The sequence below is a fragment of the Sorangium sp. So ce119 genome, assembly GCF_051524405.1.
GTDB classification, from domain to species: Bacteria; Myxococcota_A; Polyangia; order Polyangiales; family Polyangiaceae; genus Sorangium; species Sorangium cellulosum_G.
On record NZ_CP150310.1, the window covers coordinates 8,111,166 to 8,134,717 of the forward strand.

Consider the following 23,552-nt stretch of genomic DNA (forward strand, 5'->3'; position numbering starts at 1 on the left):
CCAGCTCCACCACCACGGAAGCAAGGAGACACGACCATGCGATTCATGATCCTGATCAAGGCCACCAAGGACAGCGAAGCGGGCGTCATGCCGGGCGAGCAGCTCCTCACCGAGATGGGGAAGTTCAACGAGGAGCTGGTCAAGGCCGGCATCCTGGTCGCGGGCGACGGCCTCCACCCGAGCGCGAAGGGCGCGCGCGTCAGGTTCTCCGGCGACAAGCGGACCGTCATCGACGGGCCCTTCACCGAGACGAAGGAGCTGATCGCCGGCTACTGGATCTGGGAGGTGAAGTCGAAGGAAGAGGCGATCGCGTGGGTGAAGCGCTGCCCCAACCCGATGCTCGAGGAGTCCGAGATCGAGATTCGCCAGGTGTTCACGGCAGAGGACTTCGGCCCCGCGCTCACGCCCGAGCTCCGGGAGCAGGAGGAGCGCCTGCGCGCGCAGACCGAGGAGCGCCTGCGCGGGGAGTCGTCCGGGAAGCAGTAGCCGCGGCGCGCGCGGGGTCGCCCCGGCCGAGCGCCCTGCCCCGGCGGAGCGCCCTGCCCCGGCGGAGCGCCCTGCCCCGGCGGACGGAGGGCTTGCGCCGGCGGAGGAAGGTGCTCTGATCGGCCGCCGTGACGGCCCCCGATGTGCATCGCGCGATCCACGCGGTCTTCCGGATCGAATCGGCCCGGCTCATCGCCGGCCTCGCGCGGATGGTGCGCGACGTGGGCCTCGCCGAGGAGCTCGCCCAGGACGCGCTCGTCGCCGCGCTCGAGCGGTGGCCCGAGTCAGGCGTCCCGGACAACCCGGGCGCGTGGCTCATGGCCACCGCGAAGCGCCGCGCGATCGACGAGCTCCGCCGGCACAAGCGGCTCGAGCGCAAGCACGAGGAGCTCGGCCACGAGATCGAGGCCCAGCAGGCGCAGGCCGCGCCGGATCTGGACGCCGCGCTCGACGACGACGTCGGCGACGACCTCCTGCGCCTCGTGTTCACGGCGTGCCACCCGGTCCTCTCGACCGAGGCGCAGGTCGCGCTCACCCTCCGCCTGCTCGGGGGCCTGACGACCGACGAGATCGCGCGCGCGTTCCTCGTCCCGGAGCCGACCGTCGCCCAGCGCATCGTCCGGGCGAAGCGGACCCTCGCCGAGGCGCGCGTCCCCTTCGAGGTCCCGCGCGGCGACGAGCTCGCCCCCCGCCTCTCGTCGGTGCTCCAGGTCATCTACCTCGTCTTCAACGAGGGCTACTCGGCGACCGCCGGCGACGACTGGATGCGCCCCGCGCTCTGCGAGGACGCGCTCCGCCTCGGCCGCATCCTCGCCGAGCTCGTCCCGAAGGAGCCGGAGGTCCACGGCCTCGTCGCGCTCCTCGAGATCCAGGCCTCGCGCTCCAGGGCGCGGATCGGCCCGTCGGGGGAGCCCATCCTGCTCCTCGAACAGAACCGCGTGCGCTGGGATCACCTGCTGATCCGCCGCGGCCTCGCGGCGCTCGAGCGCGCCGAGGCGCTCGGCGGCGCGCTCGGCCCGTACGCGCTCCAGGCCGCGATCGCCGCGTGCCACGCCCGCGCGCGGACCGCGGAGGAGACGGACTGGGCGCGCATCGCGGCGCTCTACGCGGCGCTCGCCCGGATCACGCCGTCCCCCGTGGTCGAGCTGAACCGCGCCGTCGCGCTCTCGATGGCGTTCGGCCCGGCCGCGGGCCTCGCCGTCGTGGATGCGCTGACGTCGGAGCGCTCCCTCGCGAGCTACCACCTGCTGCCGAGCGTGCGCGGCGACCTGCTCGCGAAGCTCGGCCGCCTCGACGAGGCGCGCGCGGAGTTCGAGCGCGCGGCGTCGCTCACGCGCAACGCCCGCGAGCGCGCGCTGCTCCTCGGGCGCGCCGCCGCGTGCGCGGGCGGCTCGGCGCCGCCGCGGTGACGGCGGGCGCGGCCAGCGGGGCGATCCCCGGGAGGCGTGCCCCGCGCCGCCGCCCGTCTCGCCGGGCAGGCGGCGGAGAGCGGCTCACCCCCGATCCACCGCGGCTGCGAACGCCTCGGCGCTCGCCGCCGTCGCCGCGCTGGTCAGCCAGCGCTCCAGCGACGCCGGCTGCTCGCACGCGAGCACCCGGGCCCGCACCACCTCCGGCACCGCGAGCCCGCGCGCCGAGAGCACCGCGAGGATCGCGCGCGCCTGGGTGCGCGCCTCGGCCCGCGCCTGCACCCACTCGTCCGTGAACCGCGACGCGTCGCGCTCCTCGAACAGCGCCGCGACCGGCACGGCGCCGAGGCCGTGCTTGCCCAGCTCCGGCAGCAGCGGCACCTCCGCGCCCGGCCGGTAGGTGATCGACGCCGTCCCCGGCCGCACGACCTCGAGCTCTCGCCGCTCCGCGTGCGCGATCCATACCCACGGCCACTCGTGCTCCAGGTAGAGCTTCACCTTCTCTTCCAGGTAACGCCGCGACTGCGTGCCCCGGATCTCCACGGCCAGCACCGGCTTGCCGCGGTACGCGTCGTTCCGCGGCGACGACAGATCGCCCACGACCACCACGTCCGGCGCCCGGAGCGACGGCCCCCCCGGGTCGCTGAGGTCGCAATAGACATCCGTCATCACGGTGAGCCCCTCGCGCGCGTGCGTCCGGAAGAGCGCGGCGATGAGGGCCATCACGATGCCGTGGATATCCTTGCTCCCCATCTGCTCTATCAGCTCCCCGCGGTGCAGCTCCCACGGGCTGCCGTCGTAGCAGTCGGCCTCGGTGCCCAGCCGGCGGCCGGTCGGGCCGAAGTCTCGCAGCTCGATCGGCCCGGTGTTCCGGGGCGGACGGGGCAGCAAGCCGTTCGTACGTGCCGTCATGCCTGCCAGCATAGCACGCGCCGCGAGCCCCCCACCCCACCCCGCTCGCGGCGCCCCGGGTCGTGCCGGCCCGAGGACCGCCCGCGCGGGGCCGCCTCGCCCCCGTCGCCTCAGGCCGCGAGCTTCTGATCCGCGACGTCGAGCGCCGCGTCGAGCGCCGCGATCCCCTCGTCGATCTCCGCCTCGCTGATGATGAGCGGCGGCGCCACAAGCAGGTGGCTCACCCAGCCCATGAGGGACACCCCGCGCTTGGCCGCCTCGGCGACGACCGCGTCGACCACGAGCGGCCGCCGGGCCGCCTTGTCCTGCGGCACGTTGAACGGCTCCTTCGTCGCGCGGTCCTTCACGAGCTCCACCGCCCAGAAGAGGCCGAGCCCGCGCACGTCGCCGATCGAGGGGTGCTTCTCCTTCAGGGCGCGGAGCTTCTCGCCCACGATCGCGCCCATCTTCGTCGAGCGGTTCAGGAGATCCAGCCGGCGGTACTCGTCGATCGCCGCGATCACGGGGGCCAGCGTGAGCGGATGGGCCTCGTAGGTGTGGCCGTGAGCGAACATGTTGTCGTCGAAGTAGTCCGCGATCGCGCGGGAGGTCGCGACGACCCCGAGCGGCGCGGCCGCGTTCGTCACGCCCTTCGCGGTCGTCAGGATGTCCGGGACCACGCCCCAGTGATCGACCGCAAACCACTTTCCGGTCCTGCCCCAGCCGCTCATCACCTCGTCCGCGATGAGGAGCACGCCGCGCTTGCGCGCGACCTCCGCGATCCTCGGCAGGTACTCGGCCGGCGGGATGAGCACGCCGTTCGTGCCCACGATCGGCTCGACGAGCACCGCCGCCACGTTCTCCTCGTGGTCGATCATGTAGGCCAGGTAGTCGGCGCACGCGACGCCGCACTCGGGGTAGCTCCGGCCGAGCGGGCAGCGATAGCAGTTCACCTCGGGGCCGAACACCACGCCCGGGATCTTGCCCGCCGGCTCGATGAACCAGCGGCGGAAGTCGCCTGTCGCCGCGACCGAGCCCGCCGTCGAGCCGTGGTACGACGTGTAGCGCGCGATGATCTTGTGCTTGCCCGTGGTGAGCCGCGCCATCTTGAACGCCGCCTCGTTCGCCTCCGTGCCCGACGTCGCGAAGAAGAACTTGTCGAGCCCCTTCGGCATCACCTCGAGCAGCTTCTGCGCCGCCCTGGCCCGCACCTCGCACGTGTGCGCGGGGCTGATGTAGGCGAGCTGCCTCGCCTGCGCGCAGATCGCCTCGATCACGGCCTCGTTCTGGTGGCCGAGGTTCGAGCAGATGAGCTGGGACGACAGGTCCAGGTAGCGCTTGCCGGCCGCGTCCCAGAAGGCGCAGCCCTCCGCGCGGGTGACGTGGATCGGCTTCCAGCCGCGCTGGGCGCGCCAGGTGCCGTACGTGTGCTTCGTGGTCAGCTCGACGATGTCATCGCTCATGGCAACCTTCGCGGTTCGAGGAGGCGCCCAGCGTAGAGGGTGGACCGACCTCCTCGCACGCGATTTTCCCCGCGCCGCTCGCCCGCTCCCGCTCCGGGCGGCGCGCTCCGCCGCGCTCTCCCGCGCAGCGTCGCCGTCGCGCGGCGCCGTCGCCCTCTGAAGCCCGGGCGGCGCGAGCGGCCTCCCCGCGCTGCGCGAGATCGCCTGGAAAGGCAGGCCGTGTTCCGTCCTTATCGCCTCGCTCGCACGTCGCTCGCCCTCTCGATCGAGATGGCGTTCGGCTCGGCCCACGACGCCGAGCCGCCGGCGGGCGTCGCCCCGCTCGACGCGACGCTGAAGAGCACGCCCCAGGCGAGCTTCTGAGCCGCCGCGCGGCGGGGCGACGCCCGCCGGCGCCTCAGCGCGCGGCCCCGGCTTCCGCCCGCGCCACGTCCCCGAGGCGGGCGACGCGGTACTCCAGCCGGGAGATGACCTCGTCCTTCGTCGCGCCCTCGCCCACGTCCATCAGCACCTTCTGACACATCGCGCACATCTGCAGGAGGTGGGACCGGAGGTCCTCGGGGGTGCACTTCCCGCTCCTCAGCTCGTCCAGCCGCCTCGAGAGCCCCTCCGTCTCGCGGCCCGCCTGGGCCGGATCCCCGGCGGCCGCCGGGTCGTTCCAGCGCGCCGAGCTGGCCTCGCACAGGAAACACGCACCCCCTTCGATAGGCTTTTGCAGCATGGCTCTCTCGCGCCTCCTCGCGCCGTGGGTCTGTCTGGAAGGCTATCCTGGAGCCGCTCGCCCGGATCACAAGCCGGGCAGCTCTCCATTGGCCGCAGCGAGGTGAAAGCGCGCGGTCGAGGCGGGCTCGACCGTCGAGGTGCCGCTCGGGGACATGTTCTGGGGCGACCGGTACGGGTTCGTGACCGACCTGTTCGGCCAGACCCCTCCAGGATCGGCGTCGAGCCCACGGAGAGCTACTCCATCCCGGTCAGCTTCCCTGCGCCGGCCTGGCTCATGATGATGGCCGGGATGTCGGCTGCCGGATCAGCGCGGATCGCGTAGTACGCGGTCGGGTCGAACCCCTTGCCGTTCTCGACCCCGCCGTGCAGCGTCTCGCCCACGATGTTGGTGTCTGTCCACGTCAGGTCGGTCCCGCCGTAATCCTTGGATGTGCGTTTCACCGTGTCGACGTGGTTGCCCTCCGCGTGCACGGAGGCGCCCGCGCCGAGGCCGATGAAGTAGTCGCTGATCTCGTTCGCGAAGTTGTTGAAGACGTGCGCCTGGCCGAAGCGCACGCGCGGGTTCCGCTGGACGGTGTGGTCGAGCCAGTTGTGATGGTAAGTGACGTGCAGACGCCCCGTGTCCTGCGGGCCGTTGCTGTCGTCATGGCCCAGCAGCATGGTCTTGTCCGTCTCGACGAAGTGGTTCCACGAGACCGTCACCCAGTCCGACCCGCGCTTGACGTCGACGGAGCCGTCGTAGCTCTCGTGGAACGTGTTGTGGTCCACCCACACGTGGTGGGAGTAGCACTGGACGTTGATCGAGTCGTCCGTCGAGTTGATGAAGGTCAGGTTGCGGATGATGACGTTCGAGACATGGGTGAAGAGCGACGCCTTGTCGGGATCGCACGTGACGCCGTGCGCAGCGACGAGATCCGGCGTCCAGCCGTTGATGTCGAAGCCGAAGCCGTCGATCGTCGCGCTCGTGCCCAGACCGATGATGGTCTTGTTGGAGCCGACGTCCAGCATCTCGACGTCGGCAGGGCCCGCGATGGTGCCCGAGATCCGGATCACCCTCGGGGTGTGATCGCCGATGGCGGCGGCCAGCTCCGCGTAGGACGTCACGGTCACGACCTCGCCGCCTGCGCCGCCGGTCGTGGTGTCCAGGCCATCGGCGCTGTAGGCGGCGAAGCCCACCAGGGTGGGATCTCCAGTCGAGCCGCCGCCCGAGCCGCTGCCCGACGTCGTGGCGCCCGAACCGCTGCCCGACGTGGCGCCCGGGCCACCGCCGGAGGTCGCGCCCGAGCCGCCGCCCGAGGTCGTTCCAGCGCCAGGGCTGCCGCTCGACGAGGAGCCGCCGGGCGTGACGCCGCTCTCGGGATCGGGCTCCGCGCCGTCGTCCGTCGCGCTCTCGCCGCACGCGGCCAGGAGGGCCACGCATCCGAACGCCACCGCGGTCGCGTACATCGTCGATCTCCTCATGGCGACACCGACATGGCACTTGAATTGTTCGATGCTCACGAGTTCCTCTCATCAGCAGCTCATGACGTCGAGCGCTGGACGGATCCATGCACACGACGATCCAGCGCCATGCGAGCCGGCCGGTGAGACGCCCGGTCGGGAGAGCCGTCAACCGGCGATTGACACGTGTTGACAGCTGCGGTTGACACCGATCCGAGGTGCTCCAGGCGGCGCGCATGACGTCGCCCGCAGAGGCCCGGCGCCGAATGGCGCTGCACCGAGAGGCGCGGCGAGGGGGACGAGCTCGATCCCCGCGATCCGCACGACGTCAGACCCGCGCCGCTCGGCCCCGGCGCGGCGAGCCTGCGCGGCGCCGGATCAGCGTCCTGTGGCGCGCCTCACGTCCCTTGCGGGTCGAGCTGGCGCACAACCCGGCACGGGTTGCCGGCGGCGAACACGCCGCCCGGGATATCCCGGGTGACGACGCTGCCGGCGCCGATCACCGTGCCGGCGCCGATCCGCACCCCCGGGCAGAGGATCGCGCCGCCGCCGATCCACACGTCGTCGCCGATGTCCACCGGGCGGGAGAACTCCACCCCCGTGCGCCGCTCCGCCGCGGACATCGGGTGGTTCACTGTGTAGATCTGCACCGTGGGGCCGAACAGGACGTTGTTGCCGATGCGCACCGGCCCGACGTCGAGGACAACGCAGTTGAAGTTGAAGAACACCCGCTCGCCCAGCGAGATGTTGGTGCCGTAATCGCAGTAGAACGGCGGCTCGATCCAGGCGACGACGGGCGCGCCGAACAGCTCCTGGATCAGGCGGGCGCGCTCGTCCTGCTGCTCGTCGCGGGTCGCGTTCAGCGCCTGGCACAGGTCGCGCGCGCGGCGCCGCTCGGCGCAGAGCTGCGGATCGCGGAAGTCGTACGGCTCGCCCGCCAGCATCTTTTCTTTCTCGGTCTTCATCCTCTTCCCTCGTCGGTGAGCACGCGCCGCCAGTACCGCGGCCCGCGCGGCCGGTCCAGCAGGAGCGGCCGCGCGGGTTGCGCAGATTGCGCAGGATCTCGCTCAACTCGCGCGGCCTCGCGCAATCTCACGCACAACGCGCGCCGCGAGGGCGTGGTGTATCGGCCCTTTCGTGCGCTCGCGGCGCTGGCGCGGGACCTGCTCTGAAGGTGGGAGACCGGGAGGCGGCGGACAGCGCGCGGCATATCGCCGCCGCCGTACCGCGGCCTCGGGCGGCCCCACAGGAGGTCTCATCAACATGAACGGACAACTCGCGACGATCGGTCTCTCTCACATGGATCAGGGAACGAGAGCAGGAGACGTGCAGAGCAGCGACGCGCGTGCGTTCCTGGCGCAGGTCGAGGTGGACGAGCGCCTGGCGGACAAGATGGCGGAGGCCGACGGGGACATGACCCGCATCCTCGCGATCGCCGCCGAGGCGGGGTGCTCGTGCACCGCGGAGGACCTCGCGAGGGCGTACGAGGAGCACGTGCGCGCGGCGCCCGGCGGCTCGGCCTATGACTTCGGGTATCCGGTCGTCTACCTGAGCCTCCGCGCGCCCTCGGACCTCAGCCACGCGGCGGTGTACCTGAGCCTCCGCGCCCCCTCGGACGCGGGTCACCTGCTGTCGTCCTGAACAACGCCGGCGCGCTCTCACCACCTTGCGCGCGAACCACGGCTCCCCGCTCTCCGCTCTCAGGAGGACCTTCATGATCCCATCCCCCGGTCCGAAAGGGCACCCCTTGCACGGCTCCTGGCCGGAGTTCCGCGAGGATCCCCTCGCGTTCCTGCTCGATGGCACGCTGGCGTACGGCGATTTCTTCCGGTTCCGGCTGGGGCTCCAGCCGTGCTTTGCCGTCTCGGATCCGGCCGCGATCACCCGGGTGTTCTCGGACCGGGAAGGCTTCACGGACAAGACGCCGCCGCACCGGATGCAGGACGCGTATCCGCGGAGCGTCGCGCGCCTCGAGGGGAGCGAGCACCTCGAGCGCCGGCGGGCGCTCGCGCCGGCGTTCCAGCGGGAGGCGGTCTGCGCGCGCGTCGAAGCCGCCCAGCGCGTGGCGCGCGAGGGGCTCGGGCGGCTGCGCACCGGCGAGGTGCGCGCGGTGCTGCCGGTGCTCGAGGACATGGCCCTGCGGAGCGCGTCGATGCTGCTCCTCGGGGACGCGGGAGAGCGGGTCGTCGAGCGCATCGCGACCGAGCTGCCCCGCGTGGAAGCGTGGCTGGGCCACGCCGCGGACGACGAGGGGGCTTATGACCGGGCCCGGGAGGCGCTCGCGGCGTCCATCGTGGAGGCGGCGGAGCACCGCAGGGCCGCCGGCAACGCCGGCTCGACCGATCTGCTGGATCCGCTCGTGCGCGCGGTGGACGCCGGGCTGATGGATGAGCAGGCCATGATCGACGAGATCGTCATGATGCTGGTCACGCACGTTCCGACCGCCGCCGCGTCGGCCTGGGCGCTCCACGAGCTCGCGCAGCGCCCGGAGGCGCGCAGGAGCCTCGAGGAGGAGCTCGACGGGATCGGCGCGCAGGGCGCGGCGGTGGAGCGCGCCCCGCTGCTGTCCGCGGTGGTGCTGGAGACCTTGCGGCTGCACCCGCCGGTGTGGGTGCTGGCGCGCGAGGCGCGGCGGGAGTTCCGCCACGGGCCGCACGCGGTGAGCGCCGGGAACGAGGTGCTCGTGAGCCCGTATGTCATGCAGAGGCTCCCGCGGTACTGGAAGCGTCCGGAGGAGTTCCTCCCGGAGCGCTTCCTGCCGGGCTCACCGCTGCACGAGGAGCGCCCGTCGGCGGCGTTCATCCCCTTCGGGCTCGGGATGCGCAAATGCATCGGCGAGCGGACGGCCCTTCTGCAGATGAAGCTGATGCTGGCCGCGCTCGTGCGGGAATTCCGGTTCGAGCTGCCCGCGGGCTACGAGGCGGGCGTCGGCGGCCGGCGGCCGCTCGTGCCGCGCGATGGATTGCCGATCCTCGCGGAGCGCCGCAGCAGGACCGATGATCGACGGTCGCACGACAGCGCGGTGGCTCCGTGAACGTCGAGATGCGTCCCCCGCTCGGCGGCGTGCCCCCGAGCGGCGCTCAGGAGAAGCCCATGGGGCACCGCGCCGGCGGCTGAGCGGCGGGATCCCGGAGCGCCGGTTCTGCCTGGCTGCCCTGGACCGCAGCAGCGCGCCGCTCCGCCGCGCGCCTTTCCCGCTCTCCCTCCAGGATCATCGCCACACCCCCGCTCGGCCCCATGGTGAGCCCCCGGCGCACGTGCTGGATGGGCGCCTGGCTCTCGAGCCGGAGCCGGTATTTTCCGAGGATCGTGCCGAGGACGACCTTCATCTCGACCATCGCGAACGCCGCGCCCAGGCACCGCCGGGCTCCGCCGCCGAACGCGATGAACTCGAAGGGAGAGAACCTCCGATCGAGGAAGCGAGAGGGCCGGAACCGCTCGGGCGACGGATAGAGGTCCTCACGGCCGTGCAGGAGCAGCGGAGAGGCCGTGACCGCTTCGCCGGCCGGGATGGTGTAGCCGTCGAGCTGGAATGGCCTCTTCACCACCCGGGCGACGTCCACCACGGGCGGGTGAATGCGGAGCGCCTCGAGACACACCGCCTCCAGGTACGGCAGCGACGCGAGCGCGTCCGGCGCGGGGGCCGGGCCGAGCGCGTCGATCTCGTCGACGACCCGCGCGAGCACGGCCGGCTCGCGGTGCAGCCAGTACATCGCCCAGCCGAGGGACATGGCCGTCGTCTCGTGGCCCGCGAACAGGATCGCGCGGAGCTGCTCCGCGATCTCCACGTCGGTCATGCCGCCGCCGTCGTCGTGGCGCGCGCTGATCATGAGCCCGAGGATGTCCTGCGAGGCGTCGCCCGCCGCGCGCCTCGCCCGGATCTCCTCGACGAGCAGCGCGTCGAGCGCCCTGGTCGCGCGCTGGTTGCGCGCGTAAGGGCCGAAGCCGGCGAAATCGCGCCGGAGCGCGGGAAGGACGATGAAGCTCGGGCTCAGCGACCCGATGAGGCCGAGCACGGCCTCGCGGGTCCTGCCGATGCGCTCCTCGCCCCGCACGCCGAAGACCACGCGGACGATCACGTCGAGCGCGATCGCCTGGGTCGCCGCGAGCATCGAGAACGAGCGGCCCGGCCGCCACCGCGACGCGACGTCCAGGCTGATGTCCGCGATCGTCTTGCCGTGACCCCGCATCGCGCCGGCGCTGAACGGCGGCCCGAGCAGCTTCCGGTCGCGCCGGTGCCGGGCGCCCGTCGTCACCACCACCGACGATCTCCCGAAGACCGGCTCCGTGAACTCGACGCCCCAGACATCGAATACCTCGGGATCCGCCGTGTAGATCGCGCGAATCGCCCCGGGATCGCCCGTGATGGTCAGCATCCCGTTCGGCGACTTCACGCGAAACGTGGGGCCGTACTGGGCGGCATATCGCTTGAATACCGGCTCGGGGGAGATGAATCCGGTGCGGATGAAGTCCACGAGGCTGAACGACCTCGGCCCGGGCGGCAGGTTTCCCATCGCGTGGCTCCGTGGGTCCATGAGGGTTGTCGCGCTGTCCCCGGCCGGGTGCACGAAGGCGCCGGGGACACGATCGACACGCGCGCCGACGTCTGGTTCCGGAAGATCGCCGGCGCGCGTCCGATCAGGCGTGCAGCTCGCTCCGCCGCACGACCTCCACGACGGCCTCGTCGAGCGGGAGCTCGCGCTGGTGCCCGCCCTCCCGCTCCCGGAGCGCGACGGAGCGGCGCTCTGCCTCGCGCTTGCCGACCACCGCGACGAGCGGGATCGCGGCGGCGTGCGCGACGGCGATCTTCCGCGAGAGCGAATCGTCGCCCGCGTCGAGGATCGCGCGTATCCCCTTCTCCCGGAGCCGCAGGAGGACCTCCTCGGCATAGGCGCGCTGCGCGTCTGTCACCGGCACCACGACGACCTGCTCGGGCGATAGCCAGAACGGCAGCCCGCCCCGGTAATGTTCGAGCAGGATGCCGAGGAAGCGCTCCACGCTGCCGAACAACGCGCGGTGGAGGATGGCTGGTCGCCGGCGCGCGCCCGACGCATCGACATAGGTGATGTCGAAGCGCTCCGGCAGCACGAGATCGAGCTGGATCGTCCCGCATTGCCAGCTCCGCCCGAGCCGGTCGCGCAGCACGAACTCGAGCTTGGGCCCGTAGAAGGCCCCCTCGCCGGGCTGCACCCGGTAATCGAGCCCCGCGCTCCTCGCCGCCGCGGACAGCGCCGCTTCCGCCCGGTCCCACACGGCGTCGCTCCCGTGGCGCTCGGCGGGGCGCGTCGAGAAGCCGACCGCCATGTCCTGGAAGCCGAAGCCGGCATAGAAGTCGCGGAGCGCGCTCGCGAACCGCACGACCTCGGCCTCGATCTGCTCCTCGACACAGAAGATGTGCCCGTCGTCCTGAGTGAACTGGCGCAGGCGGAAGAGGCCGTGCAGCGTGCCGCTCGGCTCGTCCCGGTGCACCATGCCGAGCTCGCCGATCCGCAGCGGCAGATCCCGGTACGACGGCGCCATGCGGGCCACGATCTGCATGTGACCTGGGCAGTTCACGGGCTTGATGGCCGCCGCGTGATCCTCCTCGGAGAGCCGGAACATGTTGGAAGAGAAGTTGTCCCAGTGGCCGCTGGCCTTCCAGATCGCCTGCCGCAGGATCAGCGGCGTGCGGACCTCTTGATAGCTGTCACGCATCATCTGGCGCCGGACCGCCTCCTCCAGGAGGCGCACCAGCGCGAAGCCGCGCGCGTGCCAGAACACCATGCCTGGCGCCTCCTCCTGGAAATGGAACAGGTCGAGGCGCTGGCCCAGATAACGATGATCGTCCTCGTCGAGCATGTCAGTCTCCGTCGGCGATGGCCGGCCGGACGGAGCGCTGAAATGCGACGAGCCCCGTCCGGATTTTCCGGCGGGGCTTGGTTTCTCGTGTGTTCGTCAGTTCACCGCACGCACACGAGACCAATCCCGCCGCTGCGGGTAGTGGTCGTCGTGGTCGCGGTGAAACAGAAGTTCACGAGGAGAGTTGTATAGCGGCGTGCGGAGTCCGTCAAGCGGGACGTCTGCAGGACCGCTTCACGGCGCGGCGGGGGCCGACGCCGCCCGCGCGGCCCCCGCGCCTGGCTGATCGCCGGAGAGGGCGCGGGACAGGAGCACCGCCCCGGTGAAGAGGTAACCCGAGCAGGACCGGAAGGCGTCGTACGCGCGGCCGATCAACGGAGCGCTCCGGAGGACGTCCCCGAAGCTCCACATCTCCTCGTGGCGCGTGATCTGGAAGCTCTCGCCTCCTTCGATCATGTCGAAGTCGTAGCTCAGGATCATCCGCACGGGGACCGCGCAGCGCGGAAGCAGCCTCAGGTACAGGGTGCTGTCGACGAGGGCGCGCCCCGCGTGGCGCGGCTCGGAGAGCCGGACGCTCAGCTGGGAGATGTCGACGTCGAAACGGGCGCAGCCGCGAGCTCCGGAGAGGTCGACCCGGTACGTCTCGACCCCGCGCACGCGCCGCCATGGATTGACGAACTCGATGCCAGGGGCGAGGTACGGATAGACCTCCTTCTCGAGCGTCGCGAGCGGAACGCTCGTGTCGTACATCAGGCGCGCCAGCCGTCCGAAGCGCTTCTCGATGTCGGCGATCCCGAGGCGCGGCAGCGTCGGGATCGTGAACGGAAGGCAGTTCACCTTTGTCGCCATGTCGTGACTCTCCGTCGGTGCGTTCCTCGCCCGGTGTGAAGCGCCGGCCCGGACGGGGAAGATGAAGGCCGAGACGCAACGGGCGGGCCGCGGCGGGGCGGGCTCCCGGCGCGGTCACGGCGGCGCGTCGCTCGGCCCTGCGCGCCGCGTGTGCGCGGCCGCGCAGGGCGCTGGAAAGGCGCTTTTCTCCGCGTCATTCAGGGCGAGAATCGGCGCGCCGGCCGTGGATTGCGCTGGTCCCCGCGACGCTCGCCGCTATGTTCCCGCGCCGCTCGGCTCGACGAGGCGCGCGACGTTTCGCTTCCTCCGCTGGCGAGCCGCGAGGAGAGGACATTTCACGGATGCTCGAACGCGCAGCGAGGGAAGACGGGAGTCTCACGGAGCGCCGCGGCGGGGCGGTGCGGCGGCTCGCCGCGCTCGCGGCGCTCGCCGTCGCCGCGGCGGGGTGCGCCGCGCGCGCCGGCGAGGCCCCGGGCGCCGGCGCGGGAGCTCCGGCGCGCGCCGGCGAGGCCCCGAGCGCGGCGACGGCGGAGCGGCTCTTCCGGGAGGCGGAGTCGCTGGCGAGCCGGCGCCGCGCCATCGGCGTGCAGCTCTTCGTGCTCGACGAGGCCGCGCAGGCGGGCGCGGCCGGCGCGACGGGCGAGCGCGGCGCGGCGCGGCGGGCGGCGCTCGAGGCCGAGGCGGCGCGGGTGCAGGCGAGGACGGTCGCGGCCTACGCCGCGCTCGTCGACGCGCCGGCGCTGCGCGCCGCGAAGCAGCGGCCCCCGGCGCTCCTCGGGCTCGCGCGGGCGCTCCAGGACAGCGGGGATCGCCGCGGCGCCGAGGCGCGGCTGCGCCAGCTCGCCGTGGAGCACCCGGCGTCCGGCGAGGCGCTCGAGGCCCACCTCGCGCTGGCCAACCTGGCGTTCGCGGCCGGGCGCCTCGACGAGGCCGTGAGCGCCTGCGACGCCGCGCTCCGCGGCGCGGCGCCTCACGCGCTGCGCAAGCGCGCGCTCTACGTGAAGTCGTGGGGCCTGCGGGGCCTCGGCGGCGGCGCCGCCACGGACGAGGCCATGCGGGCGCTCCGCGCGATCGTGCAGCTCGGCCCCGCGCGCGCCGGCTCGCCGGAGGCGGCGATCGACGAGGCCGCGGAGCGGGAGCTCGTCGAGCTCTACGCCGCGCACGGCGATCTCGATCAGGCCCGCGCGTTCTTCGCCGGCGCGGGCGACCGCGCGGGCCCGCGGCTGCTCGGCGAGGTGGAGGCGCGCGCCGCGCGTCTGAGGCGCGCCGAGCCCCTCGACCGGCCGGCGCTGTGAGCGCGCCCGCGCGGCGCTCGCCCCGGCGGCCGCGTCATCCGTCGCCGGCGTCGATCCGGAACCGCGGCGCCTCGATGCGCTCCCCCCGGCACGACGGGCAGCGGCTCGGCTTCGCGAGCGAGCGCCGCTCGTCGAACGAGTAGCCGCAGCGCAGGCAGTGCGCCGGCGCCACCGCGAGCCGCTCGCCGCGCGCGCGCAGCGAGCGCGCGAGGTGCTCGAGGTGCGGCGTCACGTCGCGCTCGCGCATCCCGAGGCGCGTGGAGAGCTCCCACGCGGTCGCCGCGGTCCTGCGGAGCTCCTCCAGGAGCGCCTGTCGCACCGTCTCCGAGCGAGGCGCTGGGCTCGGCGGGGGTTTCGGGTTGCTCATGATGCCCGGAGCGTGACATTCCGGCGGGACCAGGCCACGGCCGGCGCCGCGCGCCGGCGCGAGTCGTCCGCGGGTGCGTCCCGCGCGGCAGCTCCCGCGCGGCCATTGCGCTGCCCACAGCGCGCACAGAGAATGCCGCCCGGAGAACAGCAGCGCATGAGCCCGTGCCCGCCCGAAGACGCCCTGGCCGCCTGGCTCGAGGGCCATCTCCCGCAGGACGCCGCGGCGGGCGTCCGCGGGCACGTGGACGGCTGCGCCGAGTGCCGCGCCCTGGTCTCGGCGAGCCCGAGCGAGAGCGACATCGGCGCGCCGCTCCTCGTCCCCTCGACGCAGCGGCCCCCGTGCGACACCGAGCCGCCCCCGTCGTCGTCGGTCCCCTGGGCGCCGCCCTCGACCTTCGATGATTACCGGCTGATCCGGTCGCTCGGCCGCGGGGGCATGGGGCACGTGTACCTCGCGCACGACGAGGTCCTCGACCGGCCCGTCGCGCTCAAGTTCGTCGCCGCCGACACCCCCGATCCGAGGACCATCGAGCGGCTGCGCGTCGAGGCCCGCGCGATCGCGCGCCTCCAGCACCCCAACGTCGTCGCCGTCTTCCGGATCGGCGAGGTGCGCGGGCGGCCGTACATCGCCTACGAGTTCGTCGAGGGCGAGCCGCTCGAGCTGCTCCCGAAGCCGGTCCCGTGGCAGGTCGCGCTGCGCATCGCGCTCGGCCTCGCGCGCGGGCTCGCCGCCGCGCACCGGCGGGGCGTCCTGCACCGCGACATCAAGCCGGCGAACGTGATGCTCGACGGGGGCGGCGAGGTGAAGCTGCTCGATTTCGGCCTCGCCAAGCTCGTCGATCAGCCCGGCGCCGCCCGCCTCGACCCGGAGAGCGGGGGCGCGGCGCCGAGCGCCCCGGCCGCGCCCCCGCCCCCGCCGCGCGCGGACATGTCGGCGGTAACGACCGTCATCCCCAGGGAGATCGAGGCGTTCGGCGCGATCGCGACTGCCAACCTGACCGACGGCGGCATGATGATGGGCACGCCGCTCTACCTCGCGCCGGAGCTCTGGGCCGGGACCACGGCCACGCCGCAGTCCGACGTCTATGCGCTCGGGCTGGTCCTCTACGAGCTGTGCGCCGGCCGGCTGCCCCACGCGGGGCTCGACCTGCACGCCATCGCGAGCTGGGTGACGGCGCGGGCGCTCCCGCCGCTGCGCTCGATCTGCCCCGAGGTCCCGGAGATGCTCGCCGACGTCATCGACCGCTGCGTCCTGCGCGCGCCGGGGGCGCGCTTCGCGTCGGCCGAGGAGGTGCAGGCCGCGCTCGAGGAGACCGAGGCGCTCTGCCGGGCGTTCCAGATCGTGCGCGCCGGGCCCCCCTCGAGCACGGCGAGCCCGGCGGGGACGCAGGAGACGGACGCGGACGTCGTGCGCGCCTCGTTCGCGCGCCTCGCCTCGCGCGCCGAGGCGCTCGTCGCGCGCTTCTACGAGCGGCTCTTCGGCCGGGAGCCGGCGCTGCGGGCGCTGTTCCCGCCGGACATGCGCGAGCAGCGGCTCAAGCTCGCCGCGACGCTGCAGCTCGTGATCGACAACCTGCGCGCGCCGGACAAGCTGCTCGAGCTGCTCGAGGCGCTCGGGCGCCGGCACGCGGCCTACGCCGCGTTGCCCGAGCACTTCGACGCCATCGGGCGCGCGCTGCTCGAGGCGCTCGAGGAGCTCGAGGGGGACGCGTGGACGCCGTCCACCGCGCGGGCCTGGTCGGGCGCCTACGCGCAGATCGCCGAGGCGATGCGGCGCGGGCTCGACGCCGCGCGGATGGAGACGGTCCCCTCCAGGCGGGCGCCCGCGAAGCCGCGCCCTGCCGAGACCCGCTTCGCCACCCGCGCCGACGCGAGCCTGGCCTACAAGGTCGCGGGCGACGGGCCGATCGATCTCGTGCTCGTCCAGGGGTGGGTGACGCACGTCGAGGCCGCGTGGGAGCACGCGCCGACGTTCCGGCTCTTCACCGAGCTCAGCGCGTGGGCGCGGCTCATCGTGCTCGACCAGCGCGGCACCGGGATGAGCGAGCGCGAGGGCGCCGGCGCGCCGGCCGAGCAGCAGGCCGAGGATCTGCTCGCCGTGCTCGACGCGGCCGGCGTGGAGCGGGCGGCGCTCCTCGGCGTCGGCGCCGGGTTCGCGCCGTGCGCGCTGCTCGCGGCGGCGCGCCCCGCGCGGGCGCGCGCGCTGATCGCGCTCGGGAGCGCCGCGCAGATGGCGGCCTGGCCGGGGTGCCTCTTCGGCCTCACGGGCGACGACGCGGAGGAGGCCGAGCGCGCGGTGCGGACGGGCTGGGGCGAGCCGCTCTTCCTCGACCGCCTCGCCCCGTCGGCGGCGGACGACGGCGAGCTCCGGCGCTTCTGGGCCTCGTACCTGCGGCTCGGCGCGAGCCCGAGCGCGGCGGCGCGCATGCTCCGGGCCCACGCGGCGACCGACATCCGGCCCGCGCTGGCCCGCGTGAGCGCCCCGTCGCTGGTCCTGCACCGGGCCGGCGACCGGGCCGTGCCCGCGGCGGCCGGGCGCGACCTCGCCGGTCTCCTCCGCGACGCGCGCTATGTCGAGCTGCCGGGCCAGGATCACCTGCCGTTCGTCGGCGATCCGCGGCCGCTGCTCGTCGAGCTGCGGGCCTTCCTCGGCGCGCACGCCGCCGGGGGGACCCCTGTCTCGCCGCTCGTGCCCTCTCCGCCGCTCGGCCCGGCCGGCGCGCCCTCCGGGAGCTGACGCGCGCTCCCTCGCGGGCACGTCGTGAGTCGCCTCTCGGGCGCTCGCGGCCGGACTACACTGCTCGAGCCCTCGCTGTGCGATCGAGCTCGTCGAGCGCGCGTCGCCGTCTGCGGTTTTGCCCGATACCACTTGAGAGATCCCCTTATCTCACTCTCCTGTTCTCCTTATCTCACTCTCTTGTTGTTGAAAAAGGGTCTGTACCTTGCGACACCATGGTTCGGTCGCTAGCTTGATTTGATGGTCACCAGGACACGCGCGTTGACCTGCTGCGGCTGGGTCTTGCTCGGCGCGCTCGCGAGCGGCTGCTCCGAGGCAGAGCAGGGCCCTGCCCCCGCGGCGTCGAGCGACGCGGGCGGAGGAGGCGCAGGAGGCGAAGGCGGTCCAGAGAGCGCCGTCGGCGCGGGCGGCGTCGGCGGGGGCACCGGCGGCGAGGGCGACGGCGCGGGCGGCGCGGGCTGTCCACCCGGTGAGGAAGGCTGCCCGTGCGGCGCTGAGGGTCAGTGCGACGGCGAGCTCCGCTGCGTGGACGGCGCGTGTACCGTGGGCTGCGCTTGCACCGATGACTACGCGGTGGTCGACGGCGAGTGCGTGTGGCAGGGCGGCCCGGCGGATCCCTCGTTTCAGAGCGCGGACGCCTGGAGCACGACGGGCGCCGCGCTCGTCTCTCCCGAGGCCGAGGGCAACGGCAACCCGGGGGCCGGGGTCATCGGCAGAGACGCGCTGTGCGAGATGGCCGGCTTCTCTCAGGAGCTCACGATGCCAGAGCTCGCGTGCGCCGAGCCGCTCGTGCTCACGTTCGCCGCGCGCATCGGCTGCGACTCCATGATGGATTGCGTCGGCCCCCCCGGGGTCGGGGTCAGGATCAATGGCAGTTTCAGCAACATCGATCTCATGCCCTCGTCGTCCTTCGCCCCCCAGCGCGTGTGCCTGGGAGCGCGCGCCTACGGCGGGCCCGTCGAGCTGCTCCTCGGGCCCTCGCGGCGCTCTCCCCACTGCGACGACGCCACCGGGCAGGGCTACACGCTCGCGTTCGATGACGTCGCGATCCAGCGCGGCGCCATGAACGAGTGCCCGCCGCCGGGGCAGGTGCTGAACGGCGATTTCGAGGGAGGGGCCGCCGGCTGGACGGCGACCCCGGAGAACGGCGTCTCCGAGGTGAAGGGCGGCCTGGGCCAGCGCGGCGGCCAGGGCGGGCATATCGCCACCACGTTGTTCTGCCAGTATCCCACCCTGGAGGGCATGGTCTCGGCCCCTTTGCCGTCCGCCGCGCTCCCGAAGCCGGCGCTCCGCATCTGGAGCCAGGGCAGCCCGGGCGCCACCGTCAACGTCCTGCTGAGCACGCACCAGCTCACCGCCCTGGCGGGCAAGGGCGAGGCGCAGGTCTCCCACGTCTGCTTGCCGAAGTGGGCGCTCGGCATGGCGCACCGGCTCGCCTTCGCCTACCGCAACCGGGGCAGCCAGCCGTGCACCGACGAGAACAAGCGGGATTTCGCGGTCGACGACATCGCGTTCGTCTCCGACGATCGCTGCCCGGAGGAAGCGCCGATCTTCGATCCCGGCTTCGAGAACGCCGGCCTCGGCGAGGGCCTCGCGCCGACATGGGTCCTGAACGACGACGACACCACGGGCGGTAGCGCCGCGCTCCCCATCGACCCGACGGCCGCGCGCTCCGGCGAGGTCTCGCTGACGCTGTCCGTGCGGAAGCCGTGCCGGGAGCCCTCGGCCTCCACCGTGTTCACGGTGCCCGAGCCCGACGGGGCGGCCGGCCCGGCGCTGAAGTTCTGGTACCGCACGAGCCACCTGAGCGCGGCGACCGCCTCGTCCACACCGGGCGCCGCGCTGCCCGCGAGCGAGAGCTGGACGCAACAGACGATCTGCCTGGATCCGCGCACGGCGGGCAGGCCCCAGCACCTCTCGTTCAAGATAGGGACCAGCGGCGTCTGCGACGCGCCGCTCGATCGCGAGACGTTGCACGTCGACGACGTCGAGGTGACGACCGACCCCTCCTGCCCGGCCGCGCCGGTCCCCTGAGCCGCGGAGCGCCCTCAGCCTCGCTTGCGGCCCACGACGATGACGACCGGATAGGCGAAGCGGATCTCGTCCCCCCGGAGCTCTGCGCCGACGCCGAGCGCATCGACGCCCACGTCGGCGCGGTAGAGCGCCCGGAGCCGATCGGCCCCGCCCGGCGCCGGGAACGAGGCCCGGAGCGAGGCCTCGAGCTCCATCTCGAGCCCGTACCGCGCCAGCCTCTCGATCTCGAGCCCCGCCGCGTCGAACAGCGCGCAGAGCTCTCGCTCGGTGAGCGCGCGCGCGTGCGACGGATCGCGGATCTTCTCGGCGCGATCGTACGCGTCCCGCTTGTCCTCGGCGGGCGCCACGTCGATCACGGCGACTCGCCCGCTCCCCTCGCAGACGCGGGCCATCTCGCGCAGCGTCACGAGCGGATCCAGCAGGTGGTGGAAGCTGTAACGCGTCGTGACCAGGCGATAACTCTCGTCCGGATACGGCAGCCGGCTCGCGTCCCCGAGCTCCCATGCGACGTTGGAGAGGCCGAGCGTCTCCTGTCGCCGGCGCGCCTCGTCCAGCATCGCCGGCACGATGTCGAGCCCCCGCACGCTCGCCACGCGCGGCGCCAGCGCGCAGGCGACGATCCCCGGCCCGCAGGCGACGTCGAGGACCGTGTCGCTCGGCGACGGGGCGAGCGCGTCGAGCAGCAGCGCCATGGCGTCGTCCGCCGAGTGGGCCCGGACCTCGGCGAACGGCCTCGCCTGACGGGTGAACTGTTCCAGTATCAGCGCATCATGCGTCGGATCGGCGTGTGTCATGCGGCTCGAGCATGGATGGGCTGCGCCTGGACGGCTGCCGACGAACGGACAAAGATCGTCGCCCGGAGGCCATGCCTTGCATTCCCGCGTCTTGACCCCGACGGAGACCACGCAGCGGCTCGTGCAGATCGGGCTCGACCAGGCGCCCGCGCGCGCGTTCGCTTACGAGGACGAGCTGCCGGGAGCCGCCTACGCCTGGCACACACACGAGCGGCACCAGCTGCTCTACGCGCTCGCTGGCACGGCGCGCCTCGACGTCGACGACGCCTCGTTCCTGCTTCCCCCGCAGCGCGCCGCGCTCATCCCCGCGGGCGAGCGGCACGCGACCACCTGCCGCGACGCGTCCATCGTGTCGATCTACTTCGATCCCGCCGCATTCCCCTGCCCGGTCGCGTCCGTGAGGGTCTTCGAGGTGCCCGCGCTGCTGCGCGAGATGGTCATCTACGCGCGGCGGTGGCCGGTGGCGCGCCGCCCGGACGACGCCGCGGCCAACACGTTCTTCGCGGCGATGGCGGACATCCTCGGGCCGCTCCTCGACCGGGGCGCCACGTACCGGCTCCCCCGCGGCAGGACGCGGCCCGTGCAGCGGGCGATCGAGTGCGCGCTCCGCGACGTCGCGAGCGCCGATCTCTCGCGGGCCGCGGCGTTCGCCGGGGCCACGGAGCGGACGTTGCGGCGGCGGTTCCGCGAGGAGACCGGCGTCACGTGGCGCGCCTTCGTCACGCGCGCGCGCGTGCTCCGGGCGATCGACCTGCTCACGAGCCCGAGCGCCAGCGTCACGCGGGTCGCGCTCGACGTCGGCTTTCAGAGCCTCGGCGCGTTCGCCGCCGCGTTCCGCGCGGAGACCGGCCAGTCGCCGAGCGAGTTTCGCAGGACCGCCGGGCGCTCGCCGGACGGCGAGGAGCGGAGCGCCTCGACCGAGCTCGCCTGACGGCGCAGGCGCCGGTCGTGGCGCGTGACGCCGGCGCGTGACGCCGGCGCGCGCGCGCCGCTTCCGCCGCGCGCGCCGCGATCCCGGGCTACTGCGTGATCGCCCTGAGGTCGAGCATCTCCTCGACGCTCGGGACCACGATGAGGTCGCACCGGCGGTTCTTGCGCCGGCCCTCGTCGGTGTCGTTCGTCGCGACCGGGTCGGTCTCGGCGAAGCCCGCGGCGCTCCACTTCGCGACCGGGAGCGCGCCGCCGCCGCCCTTGACGTCGGCCGGGCTGACGAGGAACAGCAGCACCTCGCGCGCGCGCATCAGCGACAGGCCCCAGTTGTCGCGGAACTGGCCGCCCGCGAGCGGCTTGTTGTCGGTGTGGCCGGCGACCTGGTAGTAGCGCTGGAGCAGCGACTGATCGTTCCGGATGACCGTCGCCACCTTGGCGAGGATGTCCTTGCCCTCCTTCTTCAGCGTCTCGCGCCCGGAGTCGAAGAGGACGTCTCCCGGCAGCGAGATGACCATCCGGTTGTTCCGGATGTTCACCGCCAGCCCGAGCTTCGTGAGCTCGTCCAGCTTCTTCCGCAGCGTCTCGAAGCGCGCCTTGATCTGCTCGAGCTGGCGGGCGCGGGCCTTGAACTCGGCGAGCGCCTTCTCCCGCTCCTCCAGCGTCGAGCTGAGCTGCGACACCTGGGTGCTCGTCGCCTGGAGGTTCTCGTTCAGCTTGCTGATGTCGACGCCGGCCGCCTCGAGCTGCCTCGTCAGCTCCGCGACCTTCGCCTGCTCCGCCTCGAGCGCCTTCTGGGTCTCGGCGAGGCGGCTCTCCGTCGCCTGCTGCTGGCTCTGGAGGCGGCCGTACTTGTCGAGCTGGGCCTTCCACTCCTCCTCGGAGTAACCGCACCCCAGCGAGAGCGACGCGATCACGGCAGGCAGGAACGCCGCGAACGCGGTGCTGCGACCTTTCAAGACACGAGGGTGCATGAGCACGCTCCTTCATCCTGGTTGCGGAACATGGGCGACGATCGATGGGCTCGACCTGCGCCCGGTTCCAGGTGACATCGGCCCGTCAGGCCGTGCGGAGGCGTACCCTAGCGAGGTCGAGCGCGATTGTAAAAGGCCGCATCAATCACCTGCCCCCACCCGCCCCCCTGCCCCGTTCGACGCCCCGCGCGCGGCGCGCCGCGCGTCGCCGCCGCCGGCCGCCGCGCTCCCCGCCCTGTCGGCGGTCGCGCGCGCTTGCCCATTGTTCCCCCCTGCGCACCTGCTAAGGGACGGCCCATGGCCTATCGCATCACGCTGATCCCCGGCGACGGCATCGGTCCCGAGGTCGTGACGGCGACGCAGGACGTGATCTCCGCCGCCGGCGTCGCCGTCGACTGGGAGGTCCACCACGCGGGCATCGAGGTCGCGAAGCTGACCGGCTCGCCGCTCCCGCTCCCCGTCATCGACGCCGTGCGGAAGAACCGGGTCGCCCTGAAGGGCCCGGTGACGACCCCGATCGGCGGCGGGTTCCGCTCGGTCAACGTGACGCTCCGGCAGACGCTCGACCTGTACGCGAACGTGCGGCCGATCCGCAGCCTGCCGGGCGTCGAGCCGCGGTTCGACGTCGACATGGTCATCGTGCGCGAGAACACCGAGGGCCTCTACGCCGGGCTCGAGCTCATGATCCTGCCCGGCGTGGCGCAGAGCATCAAGCTCACGACCGAGCGCAGCTCGACGCGCATCGCCGAGTTCGCGTTCCGGTACGCGAAGCAGCACGGCCGGAGCAAGGTGACGATCGTCCACAAGGCGAACATCATGAAGCTCTCCGACGGGCTCGCCCTCGACTGCGCGCGGCGCGTCGCCGACCGGCACCCCGAGGTCCAGCTCGGCGAGATGATCGTCGACGCGGCGGCCATGACGATGGTCCGCGACCCGAACCGGCTCGGCGTGCTCGTGACCGAGAACCTGTACGGCGACATCCTCTCGGACCTCGGCGCGGGCCTCGTCGGCGGGCTCGGCATCGTGCCCGGCGCGAACATCGGCGACGAGGCGGCGGTCTTCGAGGCGGTGCACGGGTCGGCGCCGGACATCGCGGGCAAGGGCTACGCGAACCCGACGGCGCTCGTGCAGAGCGCCGTCATGATGCTGCGGCACCTCGGCGAGCACGAGGCGGGCGATCGGATCGAGCGTGCGCTGACGGAGGTCTACCGCGCCGGCCAGGTGCGCACGCGCGACCTCGGCGGCGCGGCGAGCACAGACGACTTCACCCGGGCGCTCTGCGCGGCGATCGAAAGGCCTCGCGCGGAGGCGTAGCGGGGGGCA

The 23,552-nt window shown here is 73.1% G+C and carries 21 protein-coding genes; 10 read left to right on the forward strand and 11 right to left on the reverse strand.

Going from position 1 to position 23,552, the window contains the following annotated elements:
- Positions 1 to 36 precede the first annotated feature (36 nt).
- Together WME76_RS30555 and WME76_RS30560 are read left to right on the forward strand one after the other, a co-directional pair.
- Positions 37 to 486: a YciI family protein gene (locus tag WME76_RS30555; protein ID WP_437955781.1), complete on the forward strand. Its 450-nt coding sequence runs from the start codon at positions 37 to 39 to the stop codon at positions 484 to 486.
- A 128-nt stretch (positions 487 to 614) separates the two neighbouring features.
- On the forward strand, positions 615 to 1,895 hold the full coding sequence (locus WME76_RS30560) for an RNA polymerase sigma factor (protein ID WP_437955782.1): 1,281 nt from the start codon (positions 615 to 617) through the stop codon (positions 1,893 to 1,895).
- Between the two features lie 84 nt (positions 1,896 to 1,979).
- On the opposite strand, the gene WME76_RS30565 is transcribed toward WME76_RS30560, so the two are convergent.
- Both WME76_RS30565 and WME76_RS30570 read right to left on the reverse strand, forming a co-directional pair.
- Positions 1,980 to 2,807 (reverse strand): Uma2 family endonuclease, encoded by an 828-nt coding sequence (locus tag WME76_RS30565; protein WP_437955783.1) that lies wholly within the window; start codon positions 2,805 to 2,807, stop codon positions 1,980 to 1,982.
- Positions 2,808 to 2,917: 110 nt separating this feature from the next.
- Positions 2,918 to 4,249: an aminotransferase family protein gene (locus tag WME76_RS30570; protein WP_437955784.1), complete on the reverse strand. Its 1,332-nt coding sequence runs from the start codon at positions 4,247 to 4,249 to the stop codon at positions 2,918 to 2,920.
- 219 nt (positions 4,250 to 4,468) lie between these two features.
- Between WME76_RS30570 and WME76_RS30575 the strand changes: the two genes are divergently transcribed.
- Positions 4,469 to 4,612: a hypothetical protein gene (locus WME76_RS30575; protein WP_437955785.1), complete on the forward strand. Its 144-nt coding sequence runs from the start codon at positions 4,469 to 4,471 to the stop codon at positions 4,610 to 4,612.
- A 34-nt stretch (positions 4,613 to 4,646) separates the two neighbouring features.
- Here WME76_RS30575 and WME76_RS30580 read toward each other — a convergent pair whose 3' ends face one another.
- From WME76_RS30580 to WME76_RS30590, 3 genes are all read right to left on the reverse strand, one after another.
- Positions 4,647 to 4,970 (reverse strand): hypothetical protein, encoded by a 324-nt coding sequence (locus WME76_RS30580; RefSeq protein WP_437955786.1) that lies wholly within the window; start codon positions 4,968 to 4,970, stop codon positions 4,647 to 4,649.
- 236 nt (positions 4,971 to 5,206) lie between these two features.
- On the reverse strand, positions 5,207 to 6,472 hold the full coding sequence (locus WME76_RS30585; protein WP_437955787.1) for a pectate lyase family protein: 1,266 nt from the start codon (positions 6,470 to 6,472) through the stop codon (positions 5,207 to 5,209).
- A gap of 338 nt (positions 6,473 to 6,810) precedes the next feature.
- On the reverse strand, positions 6,811 to 7,377 hold the full coding sequence (locus WME76_RS30590; protein ID WP_437955788.1) for a sugar O-acetyltransferase: 567 nt from the start codon (positions 7,375 to 7,377) through the stop codon (positions 6,811 to 6,813).
- Positions 7,378 to 7,675: 298 nt separating this feature from the next.
- Between WME76_RS30590 and WME76_RS30595 the strand changes: the two genes are divergently transcribed.
- The gene (locus tag WME76_RS30595) at positions 7,676 to 8,053 is read left to right on the forward strand and encodes a Nif11-like leader peptide family RiPP precursor (RefSeq protein WP_437955789.1); all 378 of its coding nucleotides are present in this window, start codon (positions 7,676 to 7,678) and stop codon (positions 8,051 to 8,053) included.
- Positions 8,054 to 8,126: 73 nt separating this feature from the next.
- Positions 8,127 to 9,446 carry a cytochrome P450 gene (locus WME76_RS30600; protein ID WP_437955790.1) on the forward strand — a complete coding sequence of 440 codons (1,320 nt, stop codon included), beginning with the start codon at positions 8,127 to 8,129 and terminating at the stop codon, positions 9,444 to 9,446.
- 46 nt (positions 9,447 to 9,492) lie between these two features.
- On the opposite strand, the gene WME76_RS30605 is transcribed toward WME76_RS30600, so the two are convergent.
- The 3 genes from WME76_RS30605 to WME76_RS30615 all read right to left on the reverse strand — a co-directional run bounded on the left by WME76_RS30605 (position 9,493) and on the right by WME76_RS30615 (position 13,099).
- Complete coding sequence (locus WME76_RS30605; protein ID WP_437955791.1) at positions 9,493 to 10,926, reverse strand: cytochrome P450; 1,434 nt, start codon at positions 10,924 to 10,926, stop codon at positions 9,493 to 9,495.
- 124 nt (positions 10,927 to 11,050) lie between these two features.
- Complete coding sequence (thrS, locus tag WME76_RS30610; protein ID WP_437955792.1) at positions 11,051 to 12,250, reverse strand: threonine--tRNA ligase; 1,200 nt, start codon at positions 12,248 to 12,250, stop codon at positions 11,051 to 11,053.
- Between the two features lie 234 nt (positions 12,251 to 12,484).
- The gene (locus tag WME76_RS30615; RefSeq protein ID WP_437955793.1) at positions 12,485 to 13,099 is read right to left on the reverse strand and encodes a hypothetical protein; all 615 of its coding nucleotides are present in this window, start codon (positions 13,097 to 13,099) and stop codon (positions 12,485 to 12,487) included.
- A gap of 341 nt (positions 13,100 to 13,440) precedes the next feature.
- Here WME76_RS30615 and WME76_RS30620 point away from each other — a divergent pair, with 341 nt between their 5' ends.
- On the forward strand, positions 13,441 to 14,394 hold the full coding sequence (locus WME76_RS30620) for a hypothetical protein (protein WP_437955794.1): 954 nt from the start codon (positions 13,441 to 13,443) through the stop codon (positions 14,392 to 14,394).
- A gap of 34 nt (positions 14,395 to 14,428) precedes the next feature.
- Here the strand turns inward: WME76_RS30620 and WME76_RS30625 are convergent, their stop codons facing one another.
- A complete protein-coding gene (locus tag WME76_RS30625; protein WP_433928607.1) occupies positions 14,429 to 14,761 on the reverse strand; it encodes a transcriptional regulator in 333 nt (110 codons plus the stop codon).
- Between the two features lie 156 nt (positions 14,762 to 14,917).
- On the opposite strand from WME76_RS30625, the gene WME76_RS30630 reads away from it, so the two are divergent.
- Together WME76_RS30630 and WME76_RS30635 are read left to right on the forward strand one after the other, a co-directional pair.
- Positions 14,918 to 17,500, forward strand: coding sequence for an alpha/beta fold hydrolase (locus tag WME76_RS30630; RefSeq protein ID WP_437955795.1), 2,583 nt, complete (start codon positions 14,918 to 14,920; stop codon positions 17,498 to 17,500).
- A 240-nt stretch (positions 17,501 to 17,740) separates the two neighbouring features.
- Complete coding sequence (locus tag WME76_RS30635; RefSeq protein ID WP_437955796.1) at positions 17,741 to 19,534, forward strand: hypothetical protein; 1,794 nt, start codon at positions 17,741 to 17,743, stop codon at positions 19,532 to 19,534.
- 14 nt (positions 19,535 to 19,548) lie between these two features.
- Here the strand turns inward: WME76_RS30635 and WME76_RS30640 are convergent, their stop codons facing one another.
- On the reverse strand, positions 19,549 to 20,328 hold the full coding sequence (locus WME76_RS30640) for a class I SAM-dependent methyltransferase (protein ID WP_437285761.1): 780 nt from the start codon (positions 20,326 to 20,328) through the stop codon (positions 19,549 to 19,551).
- A gap of 91 nt (positions 20,329 to 20,419) precedes the next feature.
- Between WME76_RS30640 and WME76_RS30645 the strand changes: the two genes are divergently transcribed.
- Positions 20,420 to 21,259, forward strand: a complete 840-nt coding sequence (locus WME76_RS30645) for an AraC family transcriptional regulator (RefSeq protein WP_433928615.1) — start codon at positions 20,420 to 20,422, stop codon at positions 21,257 to 21,259.
- 88 nt (positions 21,260 to 21,347) lie between these two features.
- Here the strand turns inward: WME76_RS30645 and WME76_RS30650 are convergent, their stop codons facing one another.
- A complete protein-coding gene (locus WME76_RS30650) occupies positions 21,348 to 22,229 on the reverse strand; it encodes an OmpA family protein (protein WP_437955797.1) in 882 nt (293 codons plus the stop codon).
- A gap of 297 nt (positions 22,230 to 22,526) precedes the next feature.
- Here WME76_RS30650 and WME76_RS30655 point away from each other — a divergent pair, with 297 nt between their 5' ends.
- Positions 22,527 to 23,543 carry an isocitrate/isopropylmalate dehydrogenase family protein gene (locus tag WME76_RS30655; protein WP_061608404.1) on the forward strand — a complete coding sequence of 339 codons (1,017 nt, stop codon included), beginning with the start codon at positions 22,527 to 22,529 and terminating at the stop codon, positions 23,541 to 23,543.
- Positions 23,544 to 23,552 lie beyond the last annotated feature (9 nt).

Coding starts and splice junctions, on each gene's coding strand:
- WME76_RS30555 (WP_437955781.1), top strand. CDS start 37: ATGCGATTCATGATCCTGATCAAGGCCACCAAGGACAGCGAAGCGGGC.
- WME76_RS30565 (WP_437955783.1), bottom strand. CDS start 2,807: ATGACGGCACGTACGAACGGCTTGCTGCCCCGTCCGCCCCGGAACACC.
- WME76_RS30570 (WP_437955784.1), bottom strand. CDS start 4,249: ATGAGCGATGACATCGTCGAGCTGACCACGAAGCACACGTACGGCACC.
- WME76_RS30580 (WP_437955786.1), bottom strand. CDS start 4,970: ATGCTGCAAAAGCCTATCGAAGGGGGTGCGTGTTTCCTGTGCGAGGCC.
- WME76_RS30590 (WP_437955788.1), bottom strand. CDS start 7,377: ATGAAGACCGAGAAAGAAAAGATGCTGGCGGGCGAGCCGTACGACTTC.
- WME76_RS30595 (WP_437955789.1), top strand. CDS start 7,676: ATGAACGGACAACTCGCGACGATCGGTCTCTCTCACATGGATCAGGGA.
- WME76_RS30600 (WP_437955790.1), top strand. CDS start 8,127: ATGATCCCATCCCCCGGTCCGAAAGGGCACCCCTTGCACGGCTCCTGG.
- WME76_RS30605 (WP_437955791.1), bottom strand. CDS start 10,926: ATGGGAAACCTGCCGCCCGGGCCGAGGTCGTTCAGCCTCGTGGACTTC.
- thrS (WP_437955792.1), bottom strand. CDS start 12,250: ATGCTCGACGAGGACGATCATCGTTATCTGGGCCAGCGCCTCGACCTG.
- WME76_RS30615 (WP_437955793.1), bottom strand. CDS start 13,099: ATGGCGACAAAGGTGAACTGCCTTCCGTTCACGATCCCGACGCTGCCG.
- WME76_RS30620 (WP_437955794.1), top strand. CDS start 13,441: ATGCTCGAACGCGCAGCGAGGGAAGACGGGAGTCTCACGGAGCGCCGC.
- WME76_RS30625 (WP_433928607.1), bottom strand. CDS start 14,761: ATGAGCAACCCGAAACCCCCGCCGAGCCCAGCGCCTCGCTCGGAGACG.
- WME76_RS30630 (WP_437955795.1), top strand. CDS start 14,918: ATGAGCCCGTGCCCGCCCGAAGACGCCCTGGCCGCCTGGCTCGAGGGC.
- WME76_RS30635 (WP_437955796.1), top strand. CDS start 17,741: ATGGTCACCAGGACACGCGCGTTGACCTGCTGCGGCTGGGTCTTGCTC.
- WME76_RS30640 (WP_437285761.1), bottom strand. CDS start 20,328: ATGACACACGCCGATCCGACGCATGATGCGCTGATACTGGAACAGTTC.
- WME76_RS30650 (WP_437955797.1), bottom strand. CDS start 22,229: ATGCACCCTCGTGTCTTGAAAGGTCGCAGCACCGCGTTCGCGGCGTTC.
- WME76_RS30655 (WP_061608404.1), top strand. CDS start 22,527: ATGGCCTATCGCATCACGCTGATCCCCGGCGACGGCATCGGTCCCGAG.